We start from the raw sequence: 16605 nt of genomic DNA, 5'->3' as shown, positions 1-16605 counted from the left end.
AACGACGCACTGGTTTTATTAAAGCTTCACAACAGCGCGTCGTTGTGTGGGGCGTATTATAGGCATTTCAGACTCCTTTGCAAGATCTTTTTGTAAAAAAATGTAAATTTTTTTGCTATTTGCTTATAAACGCACCAACATGACGAGAAAAAATCATTTTAAAACGGTAATGCCATCAAATCCCCAGAGATCTAACGCTTGTTCTAATTGATATTTATTCTCTACATCTTGCGTACAAAAGACCTGATTTTTCACCTCTGATTGTGACCGCACTTCTAATTTATTAAGTAAGAACTGCAATCGCTTGGCAATGGCGAATCCTGGATCCATAAAATTCTTCACTTGAGGTAAGCAAATTTGAATTTCATCTTTTATTAAAGGGAAATGCGTACAACCTAAACAAATCGTATCTAATTTCTCTATTGAAGCCCAAGGACTTAATTCATTTTTCAATGCAATCAGATCGACCGATTTCCCTTGGATTTTATGCTCTGCGATTTCAACCAGTTTAGTTGAGCCTAATCGTTCAACTATACAATGGGAGGCAAACTGATGAATAAGATCATTAACATAAGGGCGTTTAACCGTGCCCTTTGTTGCCAATAGACCAATATGTTTCGTTTGTGAGATTTCTGCTGCAGGCTTGATGGCTGGCACAGTACCTACAATTGGAATAGAAAATTGCTCACGTAAAGGCGGTAACACTACCGTACTCGCAGTATTGCAAGCAATCACAATGGCATCAAGTGGATAATCCTGATTAATTTTTTTACAAATATCCAATGTTCGCTGAATAATTGTTTCTTCTGATTTTTCTGAATAAGGAAAGCCAGCATTGTCAAAGCAATACAAATAATGGTTATCTGGCATGAGCTTTTTCGCTTCCCGATAAACGCTTAAGCCCCCCATTCCTGAATCAAAGAAAAGTACCGTTGATTTATTCATTTATAAAACTCTTTCAAAATAACCGCACTTTAGGCATTCGAATAAATTTCTCGATTATTTAGCCAACGGCGGATTAAACTTGCTGCCACATCCGGATATTTCACTATTAATGCTTTCGCATAATGTTGAACTGTTGGAATCATTTTACGATCGCGCATTAAATTCGCCACTTTAAATTCAGCGATACCCGTCTGTTTAGTGCCCAATACTTCACCAGGCCCGCGAATTTCTAAATCTTTTTCCGAAATCACAAAGCCATCTTGGCTATCACGCAATACCTGTAAACGTTTTTGCGACACTTTACCCAACGGCGGTTTATACATTAAGACACAAAAAGAAGCCGTACTGCCACGCCCTACTCGGCCACGTAACTGATGGAGTTGTGATAAGCCTAAGCGCTCAGCATTTTCAATGATCATTAGACTAGCATTAGGTACATCCACGCCTACTTCGATTACGGTTGTGGCCACAAGCAAATCGAGTTCTGCATTTTTAAAGGCAGCCATAATATCTTGTTTTTCTTGCGGTTTCATTCGCCCATGTACAAGACCAATTTTAAGCATCGGCAGCGCTTTCGTTAAATCTTCCCAAATTGCCTCTGCGGCTTGCGCTTCTAGTACTTCAGACTCATCAATTAACGTACAGACCCAATAAGCTTGGCGTTTTTCATTAATACAGGCGTTTTTGACTCGAGTAACGATTTCATCACGACGCTCTTCTGAAATAACAACTGTCGTAATCGGCGTTCTACCTGGAGGCAATTCATCAATAATCGACGTATCAAGATCGGCATAAACCGTCATCGCTAATGTTCTCGGAATTGGCGTAGCTGTCATAATCAGTTGGTGTGGATAAAATCCTGCTTTTTCGCCTTTTTCTCTCAACATCAAACGTTGATGTACACCAAAACGATGCTGTTCGTCAATAATCACCAAGGCTAAATCCGCAAATTCCACTTCCTCTTGGAACAAAGCATGCGTGCCTACCACCATTTGTACCGCACCAGATTTAATCTTTTCCAATTCGGCTTGACGAGCTTTCCCTTTCACCTTACCTGCTAACCAGCCGACGTCAATACCAAAAGGCTCTAACCAACGACGAAAATTATTGGCATGCTGTTCTGCTAAAATTTCTGTTGGCGCCATTAAAGCCACTTGTTTGCCATTATCAATCGCTAATAAGGCCGCCAAGGCTGCCACTAATGTTTTCCCCGAACCTACATCCCCTTGAACAAGGCGCATCATTGGATAATCTTTCGCTAAATCCTGTTCAATATCCGCCACGACTCTATTTTGGGCATTTGTTGGTTGAAAAGGCAAAGATGCAAGAAAACGTTGCTTCAAATCGGTTTGATAATGCAATGGCAACGCTAAAAACTGCTGCGTACCCAACCGCACTTTTTGCATCGCAAGATTATGTGCAAGAAGCTCTTCAAAGATAAGTCGTTGCTGTGCGGGATGTTGTCCTTTCTCCAAAATATCTAATGAAATATCTGGCGGTGGACGATGCAAAAATCGAATAGCATCCTTTAGACTAAAAGGATGTGGATTAAATTCATTAGGTAAAATTTCCGTCAATTGGATTTTATCGAGTAAAGCCAATGCTTGATCGGTTAGCTTACGTAATGAATTTTGTTTTAAACCTTCCGTTGTGGAATAAATAGGCGTGAGTGTTTCCTCTAAAACCAGTGGCGCATTATCCCGTATGATTTGATATTCAGGATGATGTATTTCCGCCATAAAGCGTCCACGTTTAATTTCACCAAACGCTTTGACGCGCGTACCAATCTGAAAACTGTTTTTCATCCCCGCATTAAAATTGAAAAAACGGAGCATAATCTTGCTCGTTCCATCTGAGAGACTTACGGTTAAAATAGGACGGCGCCCAAAGGCAACTTCACAGGTTTGGACAACGCCTTCAATGGTGGCATATTGTTCAGGGCGAAGATCGACAATGGGTGTAATTCTCGTGCGATCTTCATAACGGATTGGTAAATGAAAAAGTAAGTCTTGGAGATTATGAATTCCAAGACGGCTTAATTTATCGGAGATTGCCGCGCCTACACCAGATAAAGTGGTTAGAGGAACAGCATCGAGAAGTTGCGTGCTCATTATGCTTCATTAATATTGCGCTTCAAACGAATCACACTGGTAATTTGTTTGATTTTTCGCATAATGTTTTCTAAATGATAGATATCTCTCGCGCCAACTTGGATAATGACTAATAGCACATTATCCTCTAATTCTTCAGTCCAAATACTTTGAATATTACTTTCACAAGTCGTGACTGCTGTCATTAGGCTACCTAATACATTTTGTTCATTAAGCATTTCAATGTGTAATTCAGCATCAAAATTGACCGCACTTTCTGCCTCTTCCCATTTTGCAGCAGTAAAATCTTTGGTATTACTTGACGTTAAATTAGAACAAGCTTGATGATGTACAACTACACCTTTCTTCGCAGTACTTAATGCCACGATCGGATCACCCGGAATTGGATGACAACATTGAGCGAAAGACGCTTTCATTTCGCCATCTCGGCTCAATGTTAGTGTGCTTTGTGTATTTTTAGAAACACCATCCACATCAATTTCAATAGCTTCATCCATTAATTGGTGAGCAATAACGCTCGACATTTGATTGCCCACACCAATTTCCATAAAAAGCTCATTAAGACTTGAGAGATTCAATTCATTCAGTACTGCTTGAATTTTCTCTTCAGAAACCTCAGAGAGATAATGTGGTTTCAGAGCCATTTCTAGCTGTTTTTTACCCGTTTGAACGGCATCATCTGCACGCAATAATTTTAAGAAATGACGAATACGAGTTCTTGCGCGAGCGGTCACCACAAAGTTTAGCCAACTGACACTTGGATGAGTATTTTCACTGGTTACAATCTCAACGGTTTGACCAGACTCTAAAGCTTGTGATAACGGATAAGGTTTATGCTCTACTACTGCTGCAACACAATGATTTCCCACATCAGAATGCACGGCATAAGCAAAATCGACAGCTGTTGCGCCCATTGGTAATTCAACGATACGACCTTTCGGCGTAAAAACATAGATTTCTTTCGGGAAGAACTCAGATTTTACGTTTTCAATAAACTCAAAGGAGTTACCCACGTTTTGTTGAATATCTACCAGGCTTTGTAACCAACGTTGTGCACGTACTTGAGCAGTGGTGCTATCATTTTTACCACCTTCTTTATACACCCAATGAGCGGTAACGCCCATTTCGGCAACCTGTTCCATTTCTTCAGTCTGAAGATGAACTTCTATAGGCACCCCATGAGGGCCAATCATTGAGGTTTGTAGTGCTTGGTAGCCATTTGCACGTGGCACAGCAATATAATCTTTCACTTTACCAGGACGAGGCTTATACAAACTATGCATTTGCCCCAACCCGCGATAGCAATCATCCACTGAATTCACAATAACGCGAAAAGCATAAATATCCATAATAGAATGGAATTTCTGATCTTTCGTGCGCATTTTTTGGTAAATTTTATAGAGATGTTTTTCACGTCCCCAAATACGATTTGTAATACTTACATTATCAAGACGTTGTGAAATATCATTAGAAATACGTTGAATCAATTCTTGACGAGATCCACGCGCTTGTTCGACAAGCTTTTTTAGCACTTCATAACGGCGAGGATGCATTGCTTCAAAAGATAAATCTTCTAATTCATTCTTGATATGCTCGATGCCTAAACGATGGGCTAATGGACAGTAAATCTCTAAGGTTTCTTTTGCAATGCGACGACGTTTATCTGGACGCAATGAGCCCAACGTTCGCATATTATGGGTGCGGTCAGCCAGTTTGATTAAGACAACGCGAATATCTCGAGTCATCGCTAAAATCATTTTTCGGAAGTTTTCAACCTGTGCCTCTTGGCGGGTACGGAATTTCAATTTATCTAGTTTAGATACGCCATCAACAATTTCGGCTACGCTAGCGCCAAATTCATCTTTTAATTGGGATTCGGTATAAGGGGTATCTTCGATAACATCATGCAATAATGCAGCCATGATTGCTTCATGGTCTAAATGCATTTCCGCAATAATTGAAGCTACTGCAACAGGGTGAGTAATGTAAGGTTCGCCGCTTGAGCGAAATTGTCCTTCGTGAGCATCTCGCGCAATGACGAATGCACGTTTGATTAATTCAATTTTATCGGCGGGCAAATACCCCTGAATAATTCGATCTAAATCGGCAAACAATTCCAAAGGACACCTGACTTTTTGTAGAGAGAAAGATTAGGCGATCAAAATAACTTTAATTTTGACCGCACTTTAATGAGATTATTCTGCGATTAACGCTACTGCCACTTCTTCATTACGTTGAGAAGCTGCCGCATCTAAATACTCTTTTGCATCCATGATCTCTTGGTTAATTAATCCTTTTTCGATTTCACGTAATGCGATTACAGTTGGTTTATCGTTATCTTCCGGCACTAACGGCTCACTTTGATGTAACTCTAATTGTCTCGCACGACGAGCGGCGGTTAAAATTAAATCAAAACGGTTACCAATTTTTTCTACTGCATCTTGCACAGTCACTCGAGCCATGTTTTACTCCGATGTTAAAAATAATGTCTATAAAGGGAAAATATTGTACTCAATTCAAGCTTATTTTGCTAGTAGCTGATGAATTAAGTCTGCATTTTCTGTTTGTTGATAAGCTTTGGTCAAGCGTTCTGCCTGCAAAATGCTTTGTAAATCTGCCAATGCCTGTTCAAAATTATCATTCACAATAACGTAATCATATTCATCATAATGCGAAATTTCGCTGATTGCTTTTGACATTCGTTCAGCAATGACCTCTTTGCTATCCTGTCCGCGTCCAATCAAACGACGTTCTAATTCTGGCAATGACGGAGGCAAAATGAAAATACTTTTTACAGAAGGTACTTTTTGACGAGTTTGCTGTGCACCTTGCCAGTCAATATCTAAAAACACATCAATGCCCTTAGCCAAGTTTTCTTCAATTGCTGGCAATGAAGTGCCGTAATAATTACCACCAAACACTTTTGCATATTCTAAGAAATGACCTTTTTCAATTAAGGTTTCAAATTCTTCTACGGAAACAAAATAATAATGCACACCATGACTTTCGCCTGGACGAGGAGAACGCGTTGTGTGTGAAATAGACACCATTTTTTTCGTGCCTTGATTTTTTTCTAATAACGCCGAAATTAATGATGACTTGCCCGCCCCACTTGGTGCAGAAAGAATATATAAATTACCTTGAGACATAATTGAAACCTCTTCTTGTTGTTTGTTTTTATTATACAAAAAGAAAACGAAAAGTGCGGTCAAATTTTCATTTGTTTTACCAAATTGTTAAAAAGTGATCGAGATCACAAAAAAGTGGTATATACCCTTTTTTTTATCAAAATGCCCATGCTATAATCGACGGGAACTCGTTAGAGCAACGATTTTGTTTAACTTAAAAAATAGAAGGTGAAAATCTTATGGCTATTAAAATTGGTATCAACGGTTTCGGCCGTATCGGTCGTATCGTATTCCGTGCAGCACAACATCGCGATGACATCGAAGTTGTAGGTATCAACGACTTAATCGACGTTGAATACATGGCTTACATGTTGAAATACGATTCAACTCACGGTCGTTTTGACGGTACTGTTGAAGTTAAAGACGGTAACTTAGTCGTAAACGGTAAAACTATCCGTGTTACTTCTGAACGTGATCCTGCAAACCTTAACTGGGGTGCGATCGGCGTTGATGTTGCAGTTGAAGCAACAGGTTTATTCTTAACTGATGAAACAGCACGCAAACACATCACTGCTGGTGCGAAAAAAGTCGTATTAACAGGTCCTTCTAAAGATCCCACACCAATGTTCGTACGTGGTGTAAACTTTGGTGCATACGCAGGCCAAGACATCGTGTCTAACGCTTCTTGTACTACAAACTGTTTAGCACCTTTAGCACGTGTTGTTCACGAAACTTTCGGTATCAAAGATGGTTTAATGACTACAGTTCACGCAACCACAGCGACTCAAAAAACTGTTGATGGTCCATCTGCTAAAGACTGGCGCGGTGGTCGTGGTGCGGCACAAAACATCATCCCTTCATCTACCGGTGCAGCGAAAGCAGTGGGTAAAGTATTACCAGCATTAAACGGTAAATTAACTGGTATGGCGTTCCGTGTTCCTACTCCAAACGTTTCTGTAGTTGACTTAACTGTAAACTTAGAAAAACCAGCAACTTACGAACAAATCAAACAAGCAATCAAAGATGCAGCTGAAGGTAAAACTTTCAACGGCGAATTAAAAGGCGTTTTAGGTTACACTGAAGATGCAGTAGTTTCTACAGACTTCAACGGTTGTGCTTTAACTTCTGTATTTGATGCTGATGCGGGTATCGCATTAACTGATTCTTTCGTTAAATTAGTATCTTGGTACGATAACGAAACTGGCTACTCAAACAAAGTATTAGACTTAGTTGCACACATTTACAACTACAAAGGCTAATCAAAAATAGCCAAAAAATTAACCGCTCTTTTTAGAGCGGTTTTTTATTTCTAATCAATTTAAATTTTCTCAATACTTTATATATTCTTTATTGCTCATTTCAATATAAAAATAGAAAAATAATATGTCTATTATTTATTCTATATTCACAAAATAATAACATTTTACTAGATTTTAAATTTATTTCGTTTATATTAGCGTACAGTTGTTCGCTCAAATAAGGCTTATATGAATTTAGAACGTCATTTCGTCAATCGAATTCGCCAGCAGGCAAAAACTCGTCAAAATGCAACCGCACTTCGCCATAAAATTAATGGCTTGTGGAAAGATATTTCGTGGAACGCATTCCAACAACAGCTTGATCAGCTTTCATTAGCTTTTCTTGCTTGCAATATTCAAGTACAAGATAAAATTGCGATTTTTGCACACAATATGTCACGTTGGACAATCGCTGATATTGCAGCGCTTCAAGTCCGAGCTATCGCTGTTCCAATTTATGCAACGAATACGGCACAACAGGCAGAATTTATTTTAAATCATGCCGATGTCAAAATTCTGTTTGTTGGCGATCAAGAACAATATGATCAAGCGTTAGAAATTGCACATCAGTGTCCACAATTACAAAAAATTGTGGCCATGAAAGAACAAATTCAACTGACAGAAACTACCCTTTCCTGTCATTGGGACGATTTAATTCAATTAGGTACAGCCGAATTTCAGACTGAATTTGAAACTCGCTTAGCAAATAAAACGATGGATGATTTATTCACGATCATCTACACCTCTGGCACAACAGGTGAACCGAAAGGCGTAATGCTAGATTACAATAACTTAGCTCATCAACTCGAAGCCCATGATATTGCATTAGATGTTAATCAAGATGAGGTTTCACTTTCTTTTTTACCATTTAGCCATATTTTTGAGCGAGCGTGGGTTGCCTATGTGTTACATCGTGGAGCAATCCTTTGTTATCTCGAAGATACCAATCAAGTACGTGAAACATTAACGGAAGTGCGCCCAACCTTTATGTGTGCAGTACCACGTTTCTATGAAAAAATTTATTCTGCTGTGCTTGATAAAGTACAAAAAGCACCTTTTATTCGGCAGATGATTTTCCATTGGGCGATTGCTGTGGGGCAAAAACGTTTTGATCTTCTCTCTCAAAATAAAAAAGTCCCGTTCTTCTTGCAAAAACGTTATGCGCTTGCCGATAAACTGGTGCTGTCTAAACTGCGTTCATTGTTAGGCGGACGTATCAAAATGATGCCTTGTGGTGGCGCAAAATTAGAACCAAGCATTGGGCTTTTCTTCCATAGCATTGGGATTAATATCAAACTCGGTTATGGCATGACAGAAACCACAGCTACCGTTTCTTGCTGGGATGACCATCATTTTAATCCGAATTCTATCGGTAAATTGATGCCAAACGCCGAAGTTAAAATTGGGGAAAATAACGAGATTCTGGTGCGTGGCGGCATGGTCATGAAAGGCTACTATAAAAAACCTGAAGAAACGGCTCAAGCCTTTACGGAAGATGGCTTCTTGAAAACGGGAGATGCGGGTGAATTTGATGCTGAAGGTAATTTATTTATTACCGACCGTATTAAAGAATTGATGAAAACGTCTAACGGCAAATACATTGCACCACAATATATCGAAGGTAAAATTGGCAAAGATAAATTTATCGAACAAATTGCGATTATTGCCGATGCAAAAAAATATGTTTCAGCGTTGATCGTACCTTGTTTTGATAGCGTAGAAGAATATGCGAAAAAACTGAATATTAAGTATCAAGATCGTATGGAATTACTCAAACACTCTGACATTATCAAAATGTTTGAACAACGTATCGAAAATCTTCAAAAAGAACTGGCGCACTTCGAGCAAGTGAAGAAATTTACGCTGCTCTCTCAGGCATTTAGCGTAAAACTTGGTGAAATCACGCCTACGCTAAAATTACGCCGAAAAGTGATTATGGAACGCTATCGTCATATTATTGATTCGATGTATTCCAATAATAAAGAGAACAAGGAAAATAAAGAATAAAAAAGTGCGGTGAAATTCACCGCACTTTTTATTTTGACGAAAATGATTTATTCGACTTCAACCAGTACACCTTCTTGATGAGGTTTCAATATGCCAACCTCGCTAAGCTCGATACCAGCTTTTTTCGCAATCTCTAAGATTTCCGCTTCACTTTCAGGTTTAACCGCAATCAACAAGCCACCAGAAGTTTGAGGATCGCAAAGTACTGCCTTTTGATAATCCGTAAGAGGACCGATTTTATGACCATAGCTTTCAAAGTTACGGTTGGTTCCACCTGGTACACAACCTTCTTCAATGTAATCTGCCACGCCATCTAATAATTTGATTTTATCAAAATGCACAACCGCATTAAGATTTGAGCCTTCACAGATTTCAGCCAAGTGCCCTAATAAACCAAAACCAGTTACATCTGTCATGGCGGTGACACCTGCAACTTCTGCAAATTGGCTGCCAATCAGGTTCATTTGACACATGGCTGCCGTTGCCAAGCCTTGATGTTCTGGTTTTAATTTGCCTTTTTTCTCTGCAGTAGTCAGCACACCGATACCTAATGGTTTGGTTAAATAAAGCTTACAACCTGCTTCTGCTGAGGCATTACGTTTTACACGATCCGTTGCAATAACGCCTGTTACCGCTAAACCAAAAATGGGTTCTGGCGCATCAATCGAGTGTCCACCAGCCAGTGAAATCCCCGCTTGATGACAAGCAAAACGGCCACCATCAACTATTTTCTGTGCCACTTCTGCCGGTAATTTATTAATCGGAAAACCTAAAATAGCAATCGCCATAATCGGCTTACCGCCCATTGCAAAAATATCACTAATGGCATTGGTGGCAGCAATACGACCAAAATCAAAAGGATCGTCCACAATCGGCATAAAGAAATCTGTGGTACTGATAATTGCAGTACCATTACCAAGATCATAAACCGCTGCGTCATCCGCTGTTTCGTTCCCGACCAATAAATTAGGGTCGGTAAATTTTTCGATTTCTGTCTGTAAAATTGTCCCTAACACCTTAGGCGAAATTTTACAGCCTCAACCTGCGCCGTGGCTATATTGTGTTAAACGAATCTCATCCGTCATGCTAAATCCTTGCTAAAATCACATACCCTTTAAGCTAAAAGTGCGGTCAGAAAATCTGGCGTTTATGATGCCAACTTCTCCACTTTCGCTTGTTTAATCATATTATCGCTGACTTCCAAAATCGTAATTTTCAAGCCATCAATTTCACAAACCGTTCCTTCATCAGGAATATCTTCAAGATGCTCAAGAATCAAACCATTAAAGGTTCGAGCGTCTTCTGTGTCCAATTCCCAACCAAACATTTTATTTAAATCACGAAGATTTGCCGAGCCTTCAATAATCATCGAACCATCAGATTGCTGAACGACTTCTTGTTCAATAGTCGGTGCAGTAGTGGTTGTAAAATCACCCACAATTTCTTCTAAAATATCTTCAAGCGTGACTAATCCTTTAATATCACCATATTCGTCCACCACTAAACCGATACGTTCTTTTTTCGTGCGGAAATTCGCTAATTGTGTTTTCAGTGGTGTCCCTTCTGGAATGAAGTACACTTCATCGACGGCACGTAGTAAAGTTTCTTTGGTGAATTCATTTTTTTCTAATAACAAACGAAACGCTTCACGCACACGTAAAATCCCTAATACTTGCTCATCAAGGCTGCCTTTATACAACACAATTCGGTTGTGTGGTGCATGATTAAGCTGGCGCATAATGGCTTTCCAATCGTCATCAATATCAATCCCAGCAATTTCATTACGTGGCACCATGATATCGTCAACCGTCACGGTTTCCATATCTAAAATAGAGAGCAACATTTGTGGATGCTGTTCATCCGGTGTAGCCTCACCAGCTTCCGATACAATACTACGAAGTTCTTCACGACTAATCACTTGTTTTTGCATATCGGGTTTTAAACCCACCATTCGCATTAATGTCTTCGTGAAAAGATTCATTAACCAAACCAACGGATAAAATATTTTTAATAGCAAGACCAAGAGATGACTTGAAAATAATCCCACCTTTTCAGGGTGCATTGCCGCAACAGTTTTAGGGAAAATTTCAGAAAAAACAAGCATCACAAAGGTTAACAAACCTGTTGCAATGGCCACACCCGCATCGCCATATAAACGCATACCAATCATGGTTGCAATAGCTGAAGCACTGATGTTAACAAGGTTATTAAAGATCAGAATAAAACTTAACAAGGTATCTGGCTTTTCAAGCAGTTTTTCTGCTTTTTGCGCACCTTTATTACCTTGTTCCGCCATAAAACGAAGGCGATATTTATTGAGAGAGAGTAATCCGGTTTCTGAGCCGGAAAAATAGGCTGATAAAACTAAACAAATAATGAGTGTAATAAATAAAGTACTAAGGGGGATACTGTCCAAGGGTAAATCCTTTTGTTCGTTAATCAACAAAAAGTGCGGTCATTTTTCACCGCACTTTTTACCTGTTCTTTGATTTTAATTAAATCAAACGGCTGCCAAAATAGCCAATTGTGAGCAGAATGATACCTGAAATTGCGTAAATAATCATCCTTTTTCCGCGCCAGCCCAGTCGCCAATGACCAAAACAAGCAATACCAAAACTAATCCAAGCAAGGAAAGAGAAAATCGCTTTGTGCAGATTTTCTGGCGTCACCGCTTGTAATACATGATAAGTACCCGAAATTAAAGTTAGCGTCAGTAATGCTTCACCCATGGCAAATAAACAGAAGAAATGACGTTCTACCGCCATTAATGGTGGAATTGCGGGCGAAAATTGAATTTTACGTTTTTTCAAATTGCGATCTAACCAGACCAACTGAATCACATAAAGCGTTGCAATAAAACAAACTGCATAGGTAAACAGTGATAAGCCAATATGGAACAACATCAATGTGTTCTGATTCAACATTTGGATGATATGGCTTGATAAGAATGTCGCAAAGATCAAGCTAATGATCGAAAACGCATACACGATTGGTAAAACAAACCACATTGTGGAAACGAGAAACATGGAAAGCGTCGCCAATCCGGCAATAACTGCGCTCATTAAGGACGCGATTCCCATTAATGTAAAACGTTGTCCTGAAGCAAGATCCTCTAACAAAGGGAACGTGCTGACAGCATGCAGAATAATGGCGGTAAGTGCGGTCAGAAAAAACGGAATTTTACTTTGACTCAACTTCCCTTCTGATGAGTTCATCAAAAATGGGGCGATCAACAATAAACTAAGAATGTAAAAAATAATCGAAAAAAGGGCAAACCACATAATGCTTTCTCTTTACTAGGAATTATTCTTATTTTAACGGATCTTTTCTCTAGATCGCCATAATTTTATTTGAAATGATGAAAAACGCCCAAATTTCGGTATAATCACGGCAATTTTTTAAGAAAAAACAGGATTTAAAATGTTTGAGAATTTATCGGATCGTCTTTCCAAAACGCTACGTAACATTAGCGGGAAAGGTCGCTTAACTGAAGATAATATTAAAGAGACGCTACGCGAAGTGCGCATGGCGTTATTAGAAGCTGACGTTGCTTTGCCTGTCGTACGTGAATTTATCGCTAAAGTAAAAGAAAGTGCATTAGGCGAAGAAGTTAATAAAAGCTTAACACCAGGCCAAGAGTTCTTAAAAATCGTTCAACGTGAACTCGAAAAAGCCATGGGTGAAGCCAACGAAAGCTTAAACTTGGCAACGCAACCTCCTGCAGTTATTTTAATGGCGGGTTTACAAGGTGCGGGTAAAACCACCAGCGTGGGTAAATTAGCAAAATTCTTACGCGAACGTCATAAAAAGAAAGTGCTTGTAGTATCTGCCGACGTATATCGTCCTGCAGCAATCAAACAGCTTGAGACCTTAGCACAATCTGTTGGTGTGGATTTCTTTCCATCTGATGTTAAACAAAAACCGGTAGAGATTGCCAAAGCGGCGCTTGCTGACGCCAAACTCAAATTCTACGATGTATTAATCGTGGATACCGCGGGTCGATTACACGTTGATAGCGAGATGATGGATGAAATCAAGCAAGTTCACGCGACATTAAATCCTATTGAAACGCTTTTCACTGTTGATGCAATGACCGGTCAAGATGCGGCAAATACAGCTAAAGCCTTCAACGAAGCCTTGCCACTTACCGGGGTTATCTTAACCAAAGTGGATGGTGATGCGCGTGGCGGTGCGGCTTTATCTATTCGTCAAATTACTGGCAAACCGATTAAATTCCTTGGTGTGGGTGAAAAAACAGAAGCCCTAGAGCCATTCCATCCTGATCGTGTAGCATCCCGTATTTTAGGCATGGGTGATGTGCTTTCCCTTATCGAAGATCTGGAACGTTCAGTGGATCGCGAAAAAGCGGAAAAAATGGCGCAGAAATTCAAGAAAGGCGATGATTTCACCTTAGACGATTTCCGTGAACAGCTCCGCGAGATGAAAAAAATGGGTGGCATGATGTCAATGCTTGAAAAATTACCGGGTGCGAAAAACTTACCGGATCATGTCAAAAATCAAGTGGATGACAAAATGTTTATCAAAATGGAAGCTATCATTAATTCCATGACCTTAAAAGAACGTGCCAATCCAGATATTATCAAAGGATCTCGCCGTCGTCGTATTGCATTAGGTTCTGGCACCCAAGTTCAAGATGTGAATAAGCTGCTGAAACAATTTGACGAAATGCAGCGTATGATGAAGAAAATGCGCAAAGGTGGCATGGCGAAGATGATGCGCGGTATGCAAGGCTTAATGGGCGGAGGCGGCTTAGGTGGCCTTGGCGGTTTAGGCGGCATGTTTAAACGTTAATCCCCTCTTCAAATAAAGTGCGGTCAAAAATCAATAGGTTTTTGGCCGTTTTCTTTACCTCTCACCAAATAAATACTTACAAAATCCCTTTCGTACAGGGCTATGTCTTTCGACCAAGCTTACAAATGGAAAAATGATGTCATTAGCGTTGTCTCAATCCCTTTCGAGCAGGGCAATGTCTTTCGACATAACCACTAGTTGTGCTTTAGGGTCAGATTGTTTGGTCTCAATCCCTTTCGAGCAGGGCAATGTCTTTCGACATTTTTGCTGTTTTAGTAAACGGTAATAGAATTATCGATTTAAATGAAGAAAAACTATTTGTACACTTTTACAGAAACTACTAGTACCGCACTAGAAGATGATAGTGCAGACCACATCATTTACAGCGGTTCAGTACATGGTGGTAAAAAGAATAACCGTGATTTGTTAAACCTCTTTCAATTTAATAAACTTAAACCGAAAGGTGGTCAGTATTTAATCCATAACGGTTACATGGTAGATAGTTTTGATCCTTCTAAACTACAAGAAGGCGATATGACGGAAGTACTGTATGATTATAGTATCCGTAAAGTATGGGATTTACAAGTAAGTGAATTACGTACTTATAAATCGACTCTTGATAAGAAAACAAAATATCTTATCCATCCACCTAAACAAAGTGACGATAACATGATCAATTATCGTGACGATATAGATATATTTGTTTATAAGAAAGATCCAAAAACCAAACAAGTAAAAGGTTTATACTATCATCGAAATATGGAAGACAGTGTGCGTATGGTTACACACCGTGATTACGGTTTACCTGTTCCTTACGTCATGGATTACATTCAAGCACTTGATCCACATTACGATTTAAATGATTTTTATATCCGTATCTTTGTAAGACAGAATGGTCCTATAAAACCTTTAGTGACGGATGTTAATAAGTTAAGATCGTTATACGTATTACCAGATGATAAAATTATTAACGCTATGGTTCAAGTTAATAGTACACTTAAAGAGTGGACAGCAGACCATCTTGAACGTAGCGCATATACGGCAGTGATGAGAAGTTATCGTGAAGAGTTAACTCCAGCACTTATCTTGGATGCAACCGGATATACTGAAGCCGCTAAATTATTAGCTAATCCTAACGTTTTAATTACGAAAGATGCTAACGGTAATTATTTTAAATTACCTGATGGGTTACACAAAGAAGTAACGGTATTTGAATATAACTGAAACGGTGTGCTTCTCGGATGGTATAATCAAGAACAATATCGTAAATATTATCCTTACAATAAAGACTGTGTGTTTATTGAAGCAATAGCGGGTAAAGGTGGAGATGATATTACCATCAATCTTACTAACAAGCCGTTTAAGTTAAAAGAAAATACAGCTTATCGTTTTTATTTAGCTGAAGTAGCTAATAACGAAATAAGTAGTGAATGGAAAGATAATACCGCTGTTCCTAGAATCCTAGTAGATCTCACTAACATGGAATGTACGTATGGGTTTAAAAATTCAGGTGAAACAGGTGTGGCTATCGGGGATGATAAATTCTTGTGTTATAACCAAGAACTCGATATTCGTGATGGTATTTTAGATTTCCAATTAACTTACGAAAAAGAACATTCTAAGGCGTTAGTGATTCCACCGGGTAAAATCGATATTTGGTTGAACGGTCATGCATTAGTTGAAGATATTGATTACTTTGTCGATTTCCCTAATGTAATGATTGTTTCTAAGGCTTACATCATAGATGAGAAATCTAAACAATCTGTTACAGTAAGATGTACCGGATTCCCGTTCTCTGTTGGTGATACACTTAAACGTGTTAAACCAAGAGAAGTAGGATTTATTCAATACGGTAAAGTTTCTGTAGACCAACATCATGATTTACATGACGATAGATTAATCCGTTGTGTGGTTGATGGTGGGGTATTTGATCCTTCTGTCATTACGTTTGATGAAGAAGGAGATGCAGAAGTAAGTCGTTTTGCATTAGATGGAAAACCTTATAGTATTAATCTTATCGCAAGCCCTGGTGCTAACCAAAAAACAGTATGGCGTATTACTTACGAACAAGGTCAAAACCCAATGTATGGTGATAATGTGCTTTGTAAGGGTACGCAAGATAAAGCTAAAGGTACTTGGAGATTAGATATCTCTTGTGGGTGTGAGTCTGAGAAAGAATGGTTGGAGAAAGTGTATTATCCGATTAAACCACTTATCAATGCTTACACTGAAACAAGAGCACCTAAACCTACGCACTTTACTTTAGATATCAATGGTACTGTAGTAACATATCCTCTTCAATCT

General features: G+C 39.1%; 13 protein-coding genes. 5 read left to right on the top strand and 8 right to left on the bottom strand.

Features of this window, described 5'->3' with window-relative positions; translation table 11 throughout:
* Positions 1-153: 153 nt before the first annotated feature.
* The 5 genes from murI to gmk all read right to left on the bottom strand — a co-directional run bounded on the left by murI (position 154) and on the right by gmk (position 6205).
* Complete coding sequence (gene murI / locus O3746_RS10160; protein WP_371448989.1) at positions 154-945, bottom strand: glutamate racemase; 792 nt, start codon at positions 943-945, stop codon at positions 154-156.
* Between the two features lie 29 nt (positions 946-974).
* Positions 975-3056: an ATP-dependent DNA helicase RecG gene (gene recG, locus O3746_RS10155; RefSeq protein WP_371448987.1), complete on the bottom strand. Its 2082-nt coding sequence runs from the start codon at positions 3054-3056 to the stop codon at positions 975-977.
* Positions 3056-5176 carry a bifunctional GTP diphosphokinase/guanosine-3',5'-bis pyrophosphate 3'-pyrophosphohydrolase gene (gene spoT / locus O3746_RS10150; RefSeq protein ID WP_371448985.1) on the bottom strand — a complete coding sequence of 707 codons (2121 nt, stop codon included), beginning with the start codon at positions 5174-5176 and terminating at the stop codon, positions 3056-3058. Before spoT ends, recG begins: the two co-directional genes overlap by 1 nt.
* Before the next feature lie 75 nt (positions 5177-5251).
* Complete coding sequence (gene rpoZ / locus O3746_RS10145; RefSeq protein ID WP_005698386.1) at positions 5252-5518, bottom strand: DNA-directed RNA polymerase subunit omega; 267 nt, start codon at positions 5516-5518, stop codon at positions 5252-5254.
* Between the two features lie 60 nt (positions 5519-5578).
* On the bottom strand, positions 5579-6205 hold the full coding sequence (gene gmk / locus O3746_RS10140) for a guanylate kinase (RefSeq protein WP_371448982.1): 627 nt from the start codon (positions 6203-6205) through the stop codon (positions 5579-5581).
* A 218-nt stretch (positions 6206-6423) separates the two neighbouring features.
* On the opposite strand from gmk, the gene gap reads away from it, so the two are divergent.
* Entirely contained in the window at positions 6424-7443 is a 1020-nt protein-coding gene (gene gap / locus O3746_RS10135) for a type I glyceraldehyde-3-phosphate dehydrogenase (protein WP_371448980.1), read from the top strand.
* Positions 7444-7671: 228 nt separating this feature from the next.
* Positions 7672-9489, top strand: coding sequence for a long-chain fatty acid--CoA ligase (locus tag O3746_RS10130; RefSeq protein WP_371448978.1), 1818 nt, complete (start codon positions 7672-7674; stop codon positions 9487-9489).
* Between the two features lie 47 nt (positions 9490-9536).
* Here the strand turns inward: O3746_RS10130 and selD are convergent, their stop codons facing one another.
* From selD to O3746_RS10115, 3 genes are all read right to left on the bottom strand, one after another.
* Positions 9537-10574, bottom strand: coding sequence for a selenide, water dikinase SelD (gene selD / locus O3746_RS10125; protein ID WP_371448976.1), 1038 nt, complete (start codon positions 10572-10574; stop codon positions 9537-9539).
* A 62-nt stretch (positions 10575-10636) separates the two neighbouring features.
* On the bottom strand, positions 10637-11905 hold the full coding sequence (locus O3746_RS10120) for an HlyC/CorC family transporter (protein WP_371448974.1): 1269 nt from the start codon (positions 11903-11905) through the stop codon (positions 10637-10639).
* A 79-nt stretch (positions 11906-11984) separates the two neighbouring features.
* Positions 11985-12770, bottom strand: coding sequence for an inner membrane protein YpjD (locus O3746_RS10115; protein WP_371448972.1), 786 nt, complete (start codon positions 12768-12770; stop codon positions 11985-11987).
* Between the two features lie 139 nt (positions 12771-12909).
* Between O3746_RS10115 and ffh the strand changes: the two genes are divergently transcribed.
* The 3 genes from ffh to O3746_RS10100 form a co-directional block, all read left to right on the top strand.
* The gene (gene ffh, locus O3746_RS10110) at positions 12910-14301 is read left to right on the top strand and encodes a signal recognition particle protein (RefSeq protein ID WP_005698426.1); all 1392 of its coding nucleotides are present in this window, start codon (positions 12910-12912) and stop codon (positions 14299-14301) included.
* A gap of 303 nt (positions 14302-14604) precedes the next feature.
* Positions 14605-15525 carry a hypothetical protein gene (locus O3746_RS10105; protein WP_371448970.1) on the top strand — a complete coding sequence of 307 codons (921 nt, stop codon included), beginning with the start codon at positions 14605-14607 and terminating at the stop codon, positions 15523-15525.
* 6 nt (positions 15526-15531) lie between these two features.
* Positions 15532-16605, top strand: a 1074-nt coding sequence (locus tag O3746_RS10100; RefSeq protein ID WP_371448968.1) for a hypothetical protein, incomplete at its 3' end; no start/stop codon positions are given.

This window comes from Haemophilus sp. 27098_8_127 (assembly GCF_041433495.1).
Taxonomy (GTDB): Bacteria; Pseudomonadota; Gammaproteobacteria; order Enterobacterales; family Pasteurellaceae; genus Haemophilus_D.
The sequence above is the reverse complement of the archived record's forward strand: the minus strand, read 5'-3'. Positions and strand labels throughout refer to the sequence as shown.